The following is a 14585-nucleotide window of genomic DNA, read 5'->3' as shown; positions in this document are numbered from 1 at the left end:
GCGGGGGCCGCCGTGTGCGGCCGGCACCCGCGTACCGCGTCGACCAGCGCGCACCGAACCCGCGCGGCCGGGCGGCGAAGGGGCCCACAGGTCAACACCCCCACCAGCGTTCGAGGCGCCCCTGTGCCTACCCCGCTGCCTCCGCGTGGGAGGAGAACGGGTCGTCGATCACGTAGAGCCATCTGCCGTCCGGCCGCCGACGGGCCAGTTCGGTGGTCACGGTCGTCATCGAACCCTCCCGGGAGCCCAGACCGGTCACCGTGGCGGTGTGGGACATCAGCGCCAGGCCCGCGGACTCCTCGGTCCGTCGGGGTTCGAGCCGGACCCGCGCCCCGGCCGCCACGTAGTCGCCCAGCGCCTGGCGAATCGCCTCCCGGCCCCTCACCGTCACACCCGGTTCCGGGGAGAAGGCGGCGTGCGGTTCGTACAGGTCCACCAGCCCCTCCACATCGCCGTCGGCGAGGCGGCGCGCGAAGAGCCTCCCCAGCTCCTCCGGCCCGGTCGCGACCTCGCCGACACGACCCCGGTACGCCGGACGGTCCCCCCAGCCCGCGGACTCGACCAGATCGAACCAGTTCGGCACCGACCCGTGGGGGGCGTGCAGGCTCACCAGGTGTCCGGGAAAACTCAGGGGACCCGCCTTCTCCGGGTCGTCGCCCGCCTGCTCGACGATGGCTTCGGCGAGCGTGTAGCCGATGTCGTTTCGGGGGAACGCGGCATGGACCCTGTCGGCGAACCCGGCGGGGAGGCTTCCGCGGTCACGTCCGAGTATGTCGGCGGCCACACCGAGCTGCGTCACCGCGGCCTCCGTCCCCTTCCGGTGCGCGATGCCCTCGGAGGTGTGCAGCGCGACGGCGTCCCACACGATCGCGACGCGCCTCTCGTCCACGCCGTGATCGCGCAGGAACCGCGCGGCGGTGTCGGCCCCGTCGACCTCGAACCGCTGCCGGCCGTTCCCCGCGTCCACCACCCCGGTGTCGTGGAGGATCCCGGCGACGAAGACCAGTTCGTCGTCGTAGTCCTCGTTCGGCCGCAGACCGCTTCGGGCCGCGAGCTCGCGGCCGAACAGGTAACCGCGGAGGGAGTGGTCGTACAGCCACACGGGAAGACGCCGCGCGGCGAACTCCCTCGCGCGAACGGCGAGTTCCGTCGCCGGAAGGTCGAATCCCTGTTCGCGGTCTGTCGGGTACAAAGCGTTCACCCCTTGTGGAGAAACCGAAGCCTGCGGTGCCGGTCCAACGATCCAGGCTGGGAAAGTCTCCGTGCCAGTGTCTGGAATGCCAATACTTGCTAAGATCCGGCCATGAAGACGGTCGGCGTACTCGCGTTGGACGGAGCGATCGGTTTCGAACTGGCCATCCCGGGCCAGGTGTTCGGCACCGCCAACACCGTCACCGACGTGCCGAACTACGACGTGCGCGTGTGCGCTCCGGGCGGCAGGGCCACGACCGACTCGACCTTCGGCCGGATGGAGCTGCACACCGGGTGGGGGCTCGACACGCTCGGATCAGCGGACATCGTCATCGTCCCGGGAAACACACGGTTCCTCGACGAACCACCCGCGGACGCGGTCGAGGCGGTACGGGAGGCCGCGTCGCGGGGTGCGGTGGTGGCCTCGGTCTGCGTCGGCGCGTTCACCATGGCCGCGACCGGACTACTGGACGGCCTGCGCGCGACCACCCACTGGCAGTACGCCGACGAGCTCGCGAGCCGCCATCCCCGGGTGGAGGTCGACGCCACGGTCCTGTACGTGGACAACGGTTGGATCCTGACGTCAGCGGGCATGGCGTCCGGCTTGGACCTGTGCTTCCACCTCGTCCGCAGGGACCTGGGCGCGGAGCACGCCGCGGCCACGGCCAGGAGGACCGTCATGCCCCTGGAGAGGGGCGGAGGCCAGGCCCAGTTCATCGAACACCCCGACCCGGCGGCTTCCACGCCCTCTCTGCAGCACACACTGGAGTGGATGGTCGCCAACCTCCACCGCCCCCTCACCCTGGAGGACATGGCCGACAACGCCGCCCTGAGCGTACGGAGCCTCAACAGGCACTTCCGCTCCCAGGTCGGGACCACTCCGCTGCGGTGGCTCCTCCAGGTCCGCGTCAACCGGGCGCAGCGACTCCTGGAGTCCACGAACCAGTCGATCGACCGGGTCGCCGCCGAGACGGGGTTCGGCTCGACCCCCACCTTCCGCCACCACTTCACACGGCTGACGGGGGTACCGCCCGGCGCCTACCGCAGCACCTTCGGGAAACGACGGCGGGAGTGACGGGAAACGGGACACCGCCGTTGACCAAGACGTGACCAACGTCACGCACAATCGGCCTATGGGAGTGGTCCACGCGCACGGCGCGGCCGAGTGGGAACAGGCGATCAGCGTGGGATTCGTCCCGCTCCGGCTCGGCCATGCCACCGACGCCTTCCACGGGACACTCACGCAAACCGCCCTGCTACCCGGGTTCACCCTGGCGACGGTGCGCACGCACGGGGACTCCGAGGTGCTGCGCACACCGCGGCTGACCTGTGCCGAGCCGCGCGAGGACCTTCTCTTCTCCCTCCACCTGAGCGGTAGGGGCTCCGTCCGCCAGGGGGAGCGCGAGGTGTCGCTGGAGCCGGGGTCCGGCGCGGTCTACGACGCGGCCCTTCCCTACTCGCTCCGGTTTCCCGAGTCGAGCCGGGAGATCGTGCTCCAGATGCCGCGGCGGATGCTGTCCGAACGCTTCGACCGCCTCGACGAAGCCCGCGGCCGTGCCCTGACCGCTCGGCAGCCGGCGACCCGCGTCCTGTCGACGTTCCTGCGGGAACTGGCCGGTACCGTGCCGCTCCTTGGCGCCGAGGAGCGCGCCGAGCTCGCCTGGAGCGCGGTCGACCTGCTGGCGACCGCGTTGCGCGCGGCGGCGGGGCAGGCATGGACGGTACCCACGGGCCGGCTCGCGTTGCTGGAGTCGATGCGCGCCTTCGTCCGGGATCACCACGCCGACCCGGAACTCACCCCGGCGGTGCTCGCCCGGAGGCACTCGGTCTCGGTGCGCTACGCCACCGCCCTGTTCGCCGAGTCCGGCACCTCCCCGGCCGCCTACATCCGCGATCAACGACTGCGCCGCGCGTACCGGGCCCTCACCGACCCGCGTCAGTCGCACCGCACCGTCGCGGGGATCGCCGCGCGCGTCGGATTCCGCGACCGGACCACGTTCACCCGCGCGTTCGTCCGTCGCTACGGCACCACCCCGGCCGACCTGCGCGCGGGGTAGGAACCCGGTGGCCGGGGACACGGTCCTCCTACGGCGGCGGGCGGCCCGCGCGCCGGAGCAGCGGTCCGACCGTTGCCGGAAACGCCGCACGGCCGCGCGCCAGGCGCCGCACCAGCGCCTCCTCCCCCTCCTACGGTGATGGCCTTCCACCCATCCCGTAGAGGAGAAGCCCGAGATGTCTGGTACCTACCGTGTCGCCGCGGTGCAGGCCGAGCCCGTCTGGCTCGACGTCGACGCCACCGTGGACAAGACCATCGCGTTGATCGCGGAGGCCGCCGCGCGGGGAGCGTCGCTGGTCGCCTTCCCCGAGACCTGGATCCCCGGATACCCGCTGTTCCTGTGGTTGGGCCCCGTCGCGGGACAGATGCCGTTCATCGCTCGCTACCACGCCGACTCGATGACCGTGGACGGCACCCGTCTCACCGCGATCCGCGAGGCGGCCCGCCGCCACGAGGTCTGCGTGGCCCTCGGTTACAGCGAGAAGGACCACGGCAGCCTGTACATGGCACAGAGCGTCATCGGCCCGGACGGAGGCGTACTGCTCCACCGGCGCAAGCTCAAGCCGACGCACGTCGAGCGCGGTCTGTTCGGGGAGGGCGACGGCAGCCACCTGAAGGTCGTGGACAGCCACCTGGGCAGGATCGGCGCCCTGAACTGCTGGGAGCACCTGCAGCCGCTCAGCAAGTACGCGATGTACGCCCAGCACGAGGAACTGCACATCGCCTGTTGGCCCGCCTTCGGCCTCTACAAGGGCATCGCCCACGCTTTGGGCGCCGAGGCGAACATGGCGGCCACGCAGACCTACGCCCTGGAGGGCGGCTGCTTCGTGGTGGCGCCGACGCACCTGCTCACCGCGGAGGGGGTGGAGGTCTTCGCGAGCACCGACGAACAGCGCGCCCTGCTCACACCCGGCAGCGGCTGCTCCCGGGTCTACGGGCCCGACGGCTCGATGCTGAGTACTCCGCTGGACGAACACACCGAGGGGCTCGTGCTCGCCGACATCGACCTCGCGCTCATCGACCTGGCCAAGAACGCCGCGGACCCGGCCGGGCACTACGCGCGTCCGGACGCGACCCGGCTGCTCTGGGACAACCGCCCCCGAAGCGCCGTACTCACCCCGGGGAGCACGGACGCCCCCCTCTTCCCCGAGTTGGGAGAGCCCGAGGAGTGATCCGTCGGACGGGCGGAGGCATCGTGAACGCGAGGAGGACGGCCCGACGGACAGAGGACCCACAGCCCTCGAAGGCTCGGCGCCCTCATCGTCGTGTCGGCCGTACGGCTACACGGTGGTGGCGCGCACACCGTCCGCGAGCGAGCGCCCGGCCGGGTAGGCCAGCGCGGCGGCGGGCAGCGGGGCGGGTCTGCCGCTGGCCAGTACCCGAATACGTCCGGGCCGTCCGCCGTCGGGGACCCCGCCGACTCCGCCGATCCGGCGCAGGGTCTGCGCGGAGACCGCTCCGGCGGCGGTGAACAGCACGGCCCGGCCGCCGAGGGCGGCCGAGATCCGCTCCCCGACCAGGTCGTAGTGGGTGCATCCCAGCACCACGCCGCGCACGTCGGCGGGGGTCAGTTCGGCCGCGTAGGCGACGGCGTCGCCGATCAGCCGGGGGTCGGCCGACTCCACCGCCTCGGCCAGTCCGGCGCAGGCCACCGGGGTCACCTCCACGCCGCGCGCGAAGGTCTCGACGAGTCGGCGCTGGTAGCCGCTGCGCGTGGTCGCGACGGTGGACCACACCGCGATGGGCCCTCCGGCGGCGGCCGCGGGCTTGATCGCGGGGACCGTCCCGATCACCGGGACCCCGGGCTCGAACTCGGCGCGCAACTCGGCCAGTCCGTGCACCGAGGCGGTGTTGCAGGGCACCACCACGGCGTCCAGCCCCGGTTCGTCGGCGGCCTCGCGGGCGGAGCGGGCCCCGGCCAGCGCGCGCGCGATCACCTCTTCGGAGGTGCGCGGACCCCACGGCATGTGGTCCGGGTCCATGGACAGGAACAGGTCCGCGTCCGGCCGCGCGGCGCGCAGGGCCGCCGCGGTCGAGAGCATGCCGATACCGGAGTCAACGAGAGCGATACGCACGAATCCCGATCCTACGGCCAGCCCCGTACCGCCCCGGCGAACCGGCGCGCGGCCCTCCACACCATGGTGGTGGCCCGGATACGGCCCTGGGTAGGAGGTCTGTGGGGAAGACACGTAACAAATGGGGTGGCAAAAGACCGTTACCGATAGGTAGAACTAGGTGGATCGGTCCGGCCGCGCGGCCTCGCGCGACCGGACCCGACCTACGCTGTGCGTCGCCGAGGAACGGAAGAACCGGAATGGCTCCTCAACACCAGGGAACGAGCAGCGGCACCTCCACCGGGGGGCGGACGGGCTTCGCCGAGCACATAGCGGCGGTCCAGAAGCTGCGCCGCGACTACCGCGCGCTACCGCAGGACGCGCCGGTGCGCCTGGCCAAGCCCACCTCCAACCTCTTCAGGTTCCGCGAACCCACCAGCGCGCCCGCCCTGGACGTATCCGGTTTCACCGGCGTCATCGCCATCGACCCGGTCGAACGCCTCGCCGACGTGGGCGGTATGACCACCTACGAGGACCTCGTCGCGGCCACCCTCCCGCACGGGCTCATGCCGACCGTCGTCCCGCAGCTGCGCACCATCACCCTCGGCGGCGCCGTCACCGGCATGGGCATCGAGTCCTCCTCCTTCCGCAACGGCCTGCCGCACGAGGCCGTCCAGGAGATGGAGATCCTCACCGGTGACGGCGACATCGTCACCGCCACCCGCGACAACGAGCACAGCGACCTCTTCTACGGCTTCCCCAACTCCTACGGGACCCTGGGTTACAGCCTGCGCCTGCGCATCGACCTGGAACCGGTCTCCCCCTACGTGCACCTGCGCCACCTGCGTTTCCACGACGCGGCCGAGACCATGGACGTCCTCGCCCGCGTCTGCGCCGACCGCGAGCACGACGGCCAGCCGGTCGACTTCGTGGACGGGGTGGCCTTCGCCCCCGACGAGCTGTACCTGACCCTGGCCCGTTTCACCGACCAGGCCCCCTGGACCAGCGACTACACCGGCAAGGACATCTACTACCGGTCCATCCGGCGCTACGCGGGTACGGGACCCGGCGACTACCTCACCGTCAACGACTACCTGTGGCGCTGGGACACCGACTGGTTCTGGTGTTCCCGGGCCTTCGGCACCCAGCACCCGCTGGTGCGCCCCCTGTGGCCGCGCTCCCTCAAGCGCTCCGACGTCTACCGCAGACTCGTCGCCTGGGACCGGCGCACCGACTTCTTCCGGCTCCTCACCCACTACCGGGGCAGGCGGCCCCAGGAGCCGCTCATCCAGGACATCGAGGTGGACGTCGAGCGCGGCGCGGAGTTCCTGGACTTCTACCACGCCGAGATCGGCATGACCCCCGTCTGGATGTGCCCCCTGCGCCTGCGCGAGCCCCGGCGGCCCGGGCTGGGCGCCGACGAGGACGTGTGGCCGCTCTACCCGCTGGACGGGGACCACCTCTACGTGAACTTCGGCTTCTGGGGCATGGTCGACATGAAGCCGGGCCAGCGCCGGGCCCACCACAACCGCCTGGTCGAGGAGAGGGTCGCGGAGCTGGGCGGCCACAAGTCCCTGTACTCGGACTCCTTCTACACCGAGGAGGAGTTCTGGCGCCTCTACAACGGCCGGGCCTACACCGGCCTCAAGGAGGCCTACGACCCCCGCAAGCGGTTGCTCGACCTGTACGCCAAATGTGTACGCAACCGCTGAGGCACCACATCACCGGGACGCGACCCGAGGGGATGGGCCGCATCCGATACAGGAAGGACAGAGTATGCGGCTTGCCGAGATCTTCGAGCGCGTCGTGGGATCCGACGCGCCCATCCGATTCACCGCCTACGACGGCAGCAGGGCCGGAGACCCCGACAGCGACGTGGCACTGCACGTGCGCACCCCGGTCGCCGTCAACTACCTGGTCCAGTCACCCAACACCGTCGGCCTGGCCCGCGCCTACGTCTCCGGCCACCTGGAGCTGGAGGGCGACATGTACACCGCCCTCAGACGCATCGAGGACTTCGTGCTCACCGACGGGATCGACCTCTCGGTACGCGACATCGCCGCGATCATGCGGTCCGTGGGCTGGGTCAAGCTCCTCAACCGGGTCGCTCCGCCGCCGCAGGAGGTGTCCCGCGGACGCCTCACCGGCCTGGGCTGGCGCCACTCCAAGCAGCGTGACGCCGAGGTCATCCACCACCACTACGACGTCTCCAACGCCTTCTACGAACTGGTCCTGGGCCCGTCCATGACCTACACCTGCGCCGTCTTCGACGAGGAGGACGGCTCCCCGGACCGGGTGGGGCGCTTCGACGGCGCCCTGGAGGGCGCCCAGTTCCGCAAGTACGAGCTGGTCTCGCGCAAGCTCGGCCTGGAGCCGGGCATGCGCCTGCTCGACGTGGGCTGCGGATGGGGCGGCATGGTCATGCACGCCGCCCGGGAGCACGGGGTCCGCGCACTCGGCGTCACCCTGTCCAAGGAGCAGGCCGAGTGGGCTGCCAAGAGGATCGCGCAGGAGGGGCTGTCGGAACTGGCCGAGGTCCGTTACATGGACTACCGGGACGTTCCCGACGGCAGCTACGACCGGATCAGCTCCATCGGCCTGACCGAGCACGTGGGAGCCAGGAACCTGGCCTCCTACTTCGCCTCGCTCAACACCAAGCTCGTCCCCGGGGGGCGGCTGCTCAACCACTGCATCACCCGGCCGCGCAACGACCTGCCGCCCATGAACACCAAGGGCGTCATCAACCGGTACGTGTTCCCCGACGGCGAGCTGGAGGGCCCCGGCAGGATCCAGACCGAGATGAACGACGCCGGATTCGAGATCCGCCACCAGGAGAACCTGCGTGAGCACTACGCCCTCACCCTCCGCCACTGGGGCGCCAACCTGGACCGCCACTGGGACGAGGCCGTCGCCGAGGTCGGCGAGGGCACCGCACGCGTGTGGCGCCTCTACATGGCCGGGTGCGTGCTCGGCTTCGAGCGCGACGTGGTGCAGCTGCACCAGATCCTCGGCGTGAAGCTGGACGGCACCGAGGCACACGTGCCGCTGCGCCCCTGGTTCTGAACGGAGTCCGGGCGGACCCGTCGCGGTCCGCCCGGTCCGCCGCACCCGTCCGGGCCGTGCCGTCCCGGCGGCGGAAGGTCCCCTCCTGCCCGCGGGCGGGGGCTCGCGGCCCGTCCACGGGCCCCGCACGACGGTTTGGCGGCATTATGGACCCGGGGGCGCGTTCGACGGACACACCCCGCCGCGCGAGGCCCCAGCCGCACATCCACCGGAAAGGACCCCACCGTGTCCGAGTCCTTCGACGGCAGCACCGACGGGCACACACCCGCCTCCGACGTGCCCGACCATGTCAAGCGCACCGCCGTCGACCTGATCGCCGCCTACACCGACCGCGACCGGGAGGAGCTCGACGGGCTCGTTCCGCACGCCTCCGACGACGCGGACGCCGTCATGTCCGAGCTGAAGGTCATCGCCGCCTTCCTCAGCCGCCGCGTGCAGCAGACCGGCGTGGTGTGGAAGCCCGCCGACTCGCGTGAGGCGGTCGCCCGCATGGTCGCCGAGATGCTCCCGCCCGAGCTGGAGTTCGCCGTCTCCACCGCCTGGGAGGCCCACTCGGTCGGCGAGGAGGAGGCCGCCGAGCGCCTCACCCAGGGCGATCCCATGGTCTACGTGCACATGCTCGCCGCCTTCGGCGCCGCCATCGGACTGGCGGTGTACAAGCGTGCCGAACTCCTCTCCGTCCTGCGCCAGGTCACCGGACTGGTCGAGTAGTCGGCGGTTCGCCCAGCGGCCGCGACACTCCGGGCGACTTCCCGTTCGCCTAACGGGTCAGACACGAAGGACAGTGGTTTACTTCACTCCAGGCGGTTCCTTACGTAGGTTTCCTACCAACCCCGAGGGGACCCTCGAAAGGAACGGAGGCGAGCCATGGCCCGCAGACGAACACACGGGTACGTTCCGCTCACCGCCGCGGCCGCGGCCGCGGCCCTGGCCCTGGCCGCGACGGCGTGCGGCACCGGAGGGGGTGGCGGGGGCGAGGCCTCCGACAGCCTCCTGGTCTGGATCATGCAGGGCACCAACCCCGACGAGACGGGGTTCTTCGAGGCCGCCAACACCGCGTTCACCGACGAGACCGGCATCGAGGTCGAGGTCGAGTTCGTGCCCTGGCAGGACGCCCAGAACAAGGTCTCCACCGCCATCGCGGGCGGCACCATGCCCGACGTCGCCGAACTCGGCAACACCTTCACCCCCGGCTTCGCCGACGCCGGGGCCCTGCACGACCTGGCCGGCTACGGCGTCGACACCTCCCAGTACATCCCCGGCCTGATGGAGATGGGCCGGCTCGGCGAGGGCGTCTACGGCGTCCCCTGGTACGCCTCCATCCGCTCCGTCGTCTACCGCGGCGACCTGTTCGAGGAGCACGGCCTGGAGGTCCCGCGGAACTGGGACGAGCTGCGTGAGACCGCCCTGGCCCTGTCCGAGGCGGAGGAGGACATGATCGCCTTCCCCGTCCCCGGTGACGCCCAGTACTCGGTCATGCCCTGGATCTGGGGCGGCGGGGGCGAGATCGCCGTCGAGGGCTCCGACGGCACCTGGACGTCGCAGGTCGACAGCGAGGGGTCCCGTGCCGGGATCGAGTTCTTCACCGGCCTCGCCCTGGAGGACGGCACCTCCACCACCGGCGCCGTCAACTGGAACGAGATCGCCGTCATGGAGGCCGTCGCCGAGGAGGAGGCCGCCATGGCCATCCTCGGCAGCGCCAACCCCAAGGCCATCCTGGAGGCCAACCCCGACCTGGAGGGCAGGATCGACTCCTTCACCCTGCCCGGGCAGGACGGCGGGTACATGCCCTCCTTCGCGGGCGGTTCGCTGCTGTCGGTCTTCGAGGGCACGGGCAACGAGGAGGCGGCCTGGCAGTACGTCCAGCACCTGACCGGCGACGAGTTCTCCACGCGCTGGTCCGAGGAGACCGGGTTCTTCCCCGGCGTGGCCAACGGGGTCGACGCGTTCTCCGCCTCCGCCGACCCCATCCTCGAACCCTTCGCCGTCCAGCTCAAGGAGGCCAGCCGGGGCGTGCCCGTCACCCCCGCCTGGACCCAGGTGGAGGCCGAGAAGGTCCTGGTCGGCATGCAGCAGTCCATCCTCAACGGCGAGGCCACGGTGGACGAGGCGACCGGGGAGGCGGCCGACGAGATCGAACGCATCCTCAACGGGGGGTAGACACGTGCGAACACCGGTCGGGCTGGGCCCCGGCAGCGGACCGGGGCAGGACACCCGCCGCCCGTCCGAGCCGTCCCCGAGACGGCCCGGGCCACGGCGGCGGGCGCCGCTCCTGGGCATGCGCGGACGCAGGGCGCTCCTGCCGTGGGTGCTGCTCGCCCCCGCGCTGACGGTCATCGGACTACTGCTGCTGTTCCCGCTCGGCCGGATCGTGTGGCTGTCCTTCCGCGAGTACCGGCTGCGCAACCTGGTCTCGGGCGAGTCCGACTTCATCGGGTTCGCCAACTACGCCACCCTGCTGACCGACCCGTACCTGTGGCGGATCGCCATGGTCAACACGGTGGTCTTCGCCGCGGTCGCGGTGTTCACCACCATCGTCGTGGGCACGCTGGTGGCGCTGCTGCTGGCCGCACTGCGCCCGGTGCCCCGGGTGGTCGTGGTCTCCTGCGTCATGGTCGCCTGGGCCATGCCCGCGGTCAGCGGCACCTACGTGTGGATCTGGATCTTCGACGTCGACGACGGGGTCGTCGCCCAGGCGCTGACCTCACTGGGCCTGGTCGACCCCTCCGGGTACAACTGGTTCGCCGACCGACTGTTCTTCTACGCCATCGTCACCCTCAACATCGTGCACGGCGGCTTCCCGTTCGTGGCCGTCACCGTCCTGGCCGGACTGCTCACCGTCCCCAGGGAACTGCACGAGGCGGCGCGCATCGACGGCGCGGGAGCCTGGAAGCGCTTCTGGCACGTCACGTTCCCGGTGCTGCGCCCGGTGTTCGCCGTGGTCACCGTGCTCTCCACCATCTGGGACTTCAAGGTGTTCGCGCAGATCTACCTCATGCCCGGCGGCGACGTGGGAGGGTCGCGCATGCTCAACCTGGGCGTGTGGTCCTACGTGCGCTCCTTCGGCCACAACGACTACGGCCTCGGATCGGCCATCGCCGTCCTGCTCACCCTGCTGCTGCTGGCCATCACCGTGCTCTACCTGCGTGCGCTGTTCCGGGAGGACGGGGTCGGATGAACACGGCGACGCGGGGGCGGATCCGCTCAGGAGACCGGGCCGTGGACCCCCGCGACCAGCTTGTCGCGCACCTGGCGCCAGTCCACCGAGGCCAGGGAGCGCTGGCTGAGGTCCTCGCGCACCGCGGCCATGGTGCGCAGGCCGTACTCGTCCAGCGGACGCCCGTCGTCGTTGTCCCGGTTGACCAGGTTGTCGACGTAGGCGTACAGCAACTGCCCGTTGGTGTCGTCCAGGGCGTGTCGGACCGCGCGTTCCCGGAAGCGCGCGTCATACGGGATCCAGCTGATGACGACCTCGGTGGGGGAGGATCCGGCGGAATCGTACACGGCGCTACGCCACCGCCTCCGGCGATCCTGTCGACACGGTCCTACCTTCCCCTCCGTCACCGGGGGGAGAACGCCCACCCCCGGACAGGGGAGGAGTCTAACCGCCCCGTCCGGGTCCGGAGCAACCGGAACCGGAGTCGGATTCGGACTTCCGGGCACCGCTGAGGAGGAGTATCCGTGGTCACGAGCACAGACACCACATCCGCCGACCCCGCCTGGGAGGCACGGGTCCGTGACGCCCGACGCAGGGGGGACGCCCTGCGCGCGGGCCGGTTCCTGGCCAAGGGGGCCGGGGTGGCCGTCCTGCTGGTGTTCACCCTCTTCCCCGTCTACTTCATGCTCATCAGCGCGTTCTCCGACCGGGCCACCTCGGGCGCCGGGGCGCTGCTGCCCACCGGTGTGTCCCTCGACAACTTCGTCTACGTGCTCACCGAGGCCGACTTCGGCACCTACATGCGCAACTCGCTCACGGTCGCCTGCATCACCGTGGCGGGTGCGTGCGTGCTGTCGCTGCTGGCCGCCGTGGCGGTGGCCCGCTTCCGCTTCCGGCTGCGCACCGCCGTGCTGGTCATGGTCCTCGTCGTGCAGATGGTGCCGCTGGAGGCGCTGGTCATTCCGCTCTTCCTCCAGGTGCGCGACCTGCAGCTGCTCAACACCCTGCTGGGCCTGGGCGTGGTCTACGTGGCGTTGTCCCTGCCGCTGGCGGTGTGGATGATGCGCGGGTTCGTCGCCGCCGTGCCGGTGGAGGTGGAGGAGGCCGCCTACATCGACGGAGCCTCGTGGGGGCAGATGTTCTGGAGGGTGCTCTTCCCACTGGTCGCGCCCGGGCTGGTGGCCACGGCCATCTTCTCGTTCATCGTGGCGTGGAACGAGTTCGTGCTGGCGCTGACCTTCATGACCCAGAGCGAGAAGTACACGGTGGCGGTCGGGCTGCGCCAGTTCTTCGGCCAGTACGCCAACGACTGGGGGCACGTGATGGCCGCCTCCACGCTCATCACCATCCCGGTCATGGTCTTCTTCGTCCTCGTGCAGCGCTTCCTCGTCTCCGGGCTCGTCCAGGGGGCCGTCAAGGGATAGGGACGGGAGCAGGGCCGGCCCCGGGGGAGAGGACCGGCCCCGCCGCGCGCCGGGAGGGGCGCGGGTCAGGCGCGGAGTTCGCGCTTGAGGATCTTGCCGGTGGAGGTCATCGGCAGCTCGGTGCGGAACTCCACCTCACGCGGGTACTTGTAGCCCGCCAGGCGCTCCTTGGACCACTCGATGATCTCCTCGGGACTGGTGTCGGCGCCCTCCTTGGGGATCACGAACGCCTTGACCTCCTCGCCGTGGGTGCCGTGGGGGACGCCCACGACCGCGGCCAGGCTGACCGCCTCATGGGTCATCAGGACCTCCTCGACCTCGCGCGGGTACACGTTGTAGCCACCGCGGATGATCATGTCCTTGGAGCGGTCGACGATGAAGTAGAAGCCCTCCTCGTCGCGACGGGCGATGTCGCCGGTGCGGAACCAGCCGTCCCGGAGCACCTCGGCGTTGGCCTCGGGGCGGTTGTGGTACCCCTTCATCACGCAGTGCCCGCGCACCGCGATCTCGCCCTCCTCCGACTGGTCGTTCCAGTCGTTGTCGATGAGCTTCATCTCCACGCCCCACACCGGCAGGCCGATCGAGCCGGTCTTGGCCTTGGTCTTGGGGTTGTTGAACGACACGACCGGCGAGGTCTCGGACAGGCCGTAGCCCTCCTTGATGCCCACGCCGAAGGTCTTGGTGAAGTCCTCGGAGAGCTGACCGGGCAGGGCGGAACCGCCCGAGACCGCGTCCACCACGTCGCCCGCGATCTTCTCCAGGTCGTAGGTCCCCGGCTCGGCGGACTGCACGGCTCCCAGCAGGCCCCAGTACATGGTGGGCACTCCCGCGAAGCCGGTGACACCCTCCTTCTCCATGGTCCTGAGCGCCTCGGCGCCGTCGAAGCGCGGCATGAGGACCATCGTCCCGTGGCGGTACAGGACCGAGTTGAGCATGACCGTCTGGCCGAAGATGTGGAACAGCGGCAGGACCACCAGGGCGACGTCGCGGCCGTCGGGGTGGGATTCGACCATGTTGGAGGAGACGATCGCGTTCATCAACAGGTTGTTGTGGCTCAGCTCCGCGCCCTTGGGCTTGCCGGTGGTGCCACTGGTGTAGATGATGACCGCGGTGTCGTCGGGATTGGCCTGCACCGTCTCGAACTCGCCGGGCTGGCCCTCCAGGGCCTTCCAGAAGGTCTCGGCACCGTCGATGGTGGACTCGGTGGCGCCCGGAGAGGCGGGCAGGTCCACGTAGAACTCGCAGCCGTCCACCTGGTTGAACGCCTCGAAGGAGCGCTCGCCCAGCGGCAGCTCCGGGGACCCGGTGAAGGCGAAGAGCGCCTTGGCGCCGGAGTCCTCCAGGTGGTAGGCGATCTCACGCGGGGTCAGCAGCACGTTCAGCGGTACGACCACCGCGCCCGCCTTGAGGGCGCCGAAGTACACGAAGGGGAAGTAGGGCAGGTTCGGGCTGGCCAGCGCGATCCGGTCCCCGGGCCTGACGCCCCGCGACACCAGGAGGTTCGCCACCTGGTCGGCGATCATGTTCGTGACCGCGTAGTTGAGGCGCAGGTCGCCGAAGACCAGGCACTCCTTCTCCGGAGCGGACCGGGCGCCGTCCTCCAGAAGCACGGACAGATTGAGCATGGGGGCCTCCCGCAG

13 protein-coding genes are annotated in these 14585 nt (G+C 70.5%); 9 read left to right on the top strand and 4 right to left on the bottom strand.

Features of this window, described 5'->3' with window-relative positions; all coding sequences use genetic code 11:
• Nucleotides 1-127: 127 nt before the first annotated feature.
• On the bottom strand, nucleotides 128-1192 hold the full coding sequence (locus FYX01_RS26250) for a nuclear transport factor 2 family protein (protein ID WP_190394376.1): 1065 nt from the start codon (nucleotides 1190-1192) through the stop codon (nucleotides 128-130).
• A 111-nt stretch (nucleotides 1193-1303) separates the two neighbouring features.
• Between FYX01_RS26250 and FYX01_RS17945 the strand changes: the two genes are divergently transcribed.
• From FYX01_RS17945 to FYX01_RS17935, 3 genes are all read left to right on the top strand, one after another.
• On the top strand, nucleotides 1304-2266 hold the full coding sequence (locus FYX01_RS17945; protein WP_150242886.1) for a GlxA family transcriptional regulator: 963 nt from the start codon (nucleotides 1304-1306) through the stop codon (nucleotides 2264-2266).
• A gap of 58 nt (nucleotides 2267-2324) precedes the next feature.
• Nucleotides 2325-3248, top strand: a complete 924-nt coding sequence (locus FYX01_RS17940; protein WP_150242884.1) for an AraC-like ligand-binding domain-containing protein — start codon at nucleotides 2325-2327, stop codon at nucleotides 3246-3248.
• Between the two features lie 175 nt (nucleotides 3249-3423).
• On the top strand, nucleotides 3424-4419 hold the full coding sequence (locus FYX01_RS17935; RefSeq protein WP_150242882.1) for a carbon-nitrogen hydrolase family protein: 996 nt from the start codon (nucleotides 3424-3426) through the stop codon (nucleotides 4417-4419).
• A gap of 108 nt (nucleotides 4420-4527) precedes the next feature.
• Here FYX01_RS17935 and FYX01_RS17930 read toward each other — a convergent pair whose 3' ends face one another.
• A complete protein-coding gene (locus FYX01_RS17930; RefSeq protein ID WP_223830524.1) occupies nucleotides 4528-5322 on the bottom strand; it encodes a glutamate racemase in 795 nt (264 codons plus the stop codon).
• Nucleotides 5323-5561: 239 nt separating this feature from the next.
• Between FYX01_RS17930 and FYX01_RS17925 the strand changes: the two genes are divergently transcribed.
• The 5 genes from FYX01_RS17925 to FYX01_RS17905 all read left to right on the top strand — a co-directional run bounded on the left by FYX01_RS17925 (nucleotide 5562) and on the right by FYX01_RS17905 (nucleotide 11542).
• The gene (locus tag FYX01_RS17925; protein ID WP_150242880.1) at nucleotides 5562-7013 is read left to right on the top strand and encodes an FAD-binding oxidoreductase; all 1452 of its coding nucleotides are present in this window, start codon (nucleotides 5562-5564) and stop codon (nucleotides 7011-7013) included.
• A gap of 64 nt (nucleotides 7014-7077) precedes the next feature.
• Entirely contained in the window at nucleotides 7078-8364 is a 1287-nt protein-coding gene (locus FYX01_RS17920) for an SAM-dependent methyltransferase (RefSeq protein WP_150242878.1), read from the top strand.
• A 225-nt stretch (nucleotides 8365-8589) separates the two neighbouring features.
• Nucleotides 8590-9075, top strand: a complete 486-nt coding sequence (locus tag FYX01_RS17915; RefSeq protein ID WP_150242876.1) for a hypothetical protein — start codon at nucleotides 8590-8592, stop codon at nucleotides 9073-9075.
• Between the two features lie 156 nt (nucleotides 9076-9231).
• Nucleotides 9232-10524, top strand: coding sequence for a sugar ABC transporter substrate-binding protein (locus tag FYX01_RS17910; protein WP_150242873.1), 1293 nt, complete (start codon nucleotides 9232-9234; stop codon nucleotides 10522-10524).
• 118 nt (nucleotides 10525-10642) lie between these two features.
• Entirely contained in the window at nucleotides 10643-11542 is a 900-nt protein-coding gene (locus FYX01_RS17905; RefSeq protein ID WP_150242871.1) for a carbohydrate ABC transporter permease, read from the top strand.
• Between the two features lie 26 nt (nucleotides 11543-11568).
• Here the strand turns inward: FYX01_RS17905 and FYX01_RS17900 are convergent, their stop codons facing one another.
• Nucleotides 11569-11868 (bottom strand): hypothetical protein, encoded by a 300-nt coding sequence (locus FYX01_RS17900; protein WP_150242869.1) that lies wholly within the window; start codon nucleotides 11866-11868, stop codon nucleotides 11569-11571.
• A 336-nt stretch (nucleotides 11869-12204) separates the two neighbouring features.
• On the opposite strand from FYX01_RS17900, the gene FYX01_RS17895 reads away from it, so the two are divergent.
• Nucleotides 12205-12945 carry a carbohydrate ABC transporter permease gene (locus FYX01_RS17895; protein ID WP_394350484.1) on the top strand — a complete coding sequence of 247 codons (741 nt, stop codon included), beginning with the start codon at nucleotides 12205-12207 and terminating at the stop codon, nucleotides 12943-12945.
• Nucleotides 12946-13010: 65 nt separating this feature from the next.
• Here the strand turns inward: FYX01_RS17895 and FYX01_RS17890 are convergent, their stop codons facing one another.
• Nucleotides 13011-14570 carry a long-chain-fatty-acid--CoA ligase gene (locus tag FYX01_RS17890; RefSeq protein WP_150242865.1) on the bottom strand — a complete coding sequence of 520 codons (1560 nt, stop codon included), beginning with the start codon at nucleotides 14568-14570 and terminating at the stop codon, nucleotides 13011-13013.
• Nucleotides 14571-14585 lie beyond the last annotated feature (15 nt).

Source organism: Nocardiopsis quinghaiensis, from assembly GCF_008638365.1.
In the GTDB taxonomy this organism is placed as follows: Bacteria; Actinomycetota; Actinomycetes; order Streptosporangiales; family Streptosporangiaceae; genus Nocardiopsis; species Nocardiopsis quinghaiensis.
The sequence above is the reverse complement of the archived record's forward strand: the minus strand, read 5'-3'. Positions and strand labels throughout refer to the sequence as shown.

Excerpts from the sequence above, each read along its gene's own strand:
- FYX01_RS17945 (WP_150242886.1), top strand. The coding sequence starts at position 1,304 with ATGAAGACGGTCGGCGTACTCGCGTTGGACGGAGCGATCGGTTTCGAA.
- FYX01_RS17940 (WP_150242884.1), top strand. The coding sequence starts at position 2,325 with ATGGGAGTGGTCCACGCGCACGGCGCGGCCGAGTGGGAACAGGCGATC.
- FYX01_RS17935 (WP_150242882.1), top strand. The coding sequence starts at position 3,424 with ATGTCTGGTACCTACCGTGTCGCCGCGGTGCAGGCCGAGCCCGTCTGG.
- FYX01_RS17925 (WP_150242880.1), top strand. The coding sequence starts at position 5,562 with ATGGCTCCTCAACACCAGGGAACGAGCAGCGGCACCTCCACCGGGGGG.
- FYX01_RS17920 (WP_150242878.1), top strand. The coding sequence starts at position 7,078 with ATGCGGCTTGCCGAGATCTTCGAGCGCGTCGTGGGATCCGACGCGCCC.
- FYX01_RS17910 (WP_150242873.1), top strand. The coding sequence starts at position 9,232 with ATGGCCCGCAGACGAACACACGGGTACGTTCCGCTCACCGCCGCGGCC.
- FYX01_RS17905 (WP_150242871.1), top strand. The coding sequence starts at position 10,643 with ATGCGCGGACGCAGGGCGCTCCTGCCGTGGGTGCTGCTCGCCCCCGCG.
- FYX01_RS17895 (WP_394350484.1), top strand. The coding sequence starts at position 12,205 with ATGCTCATCAGCGCGTTCTCCGACCGGGCCACCTCGGGCGCCGGGGCG.
- FYX01_RS17890 (WP_150242865.1), bottom strand. The coding sequence starts at position 14,570 with ATGCTCAATCTGTCCGTGCTTCTGGAGGACGGCGCCCGGTCCGCTCCG.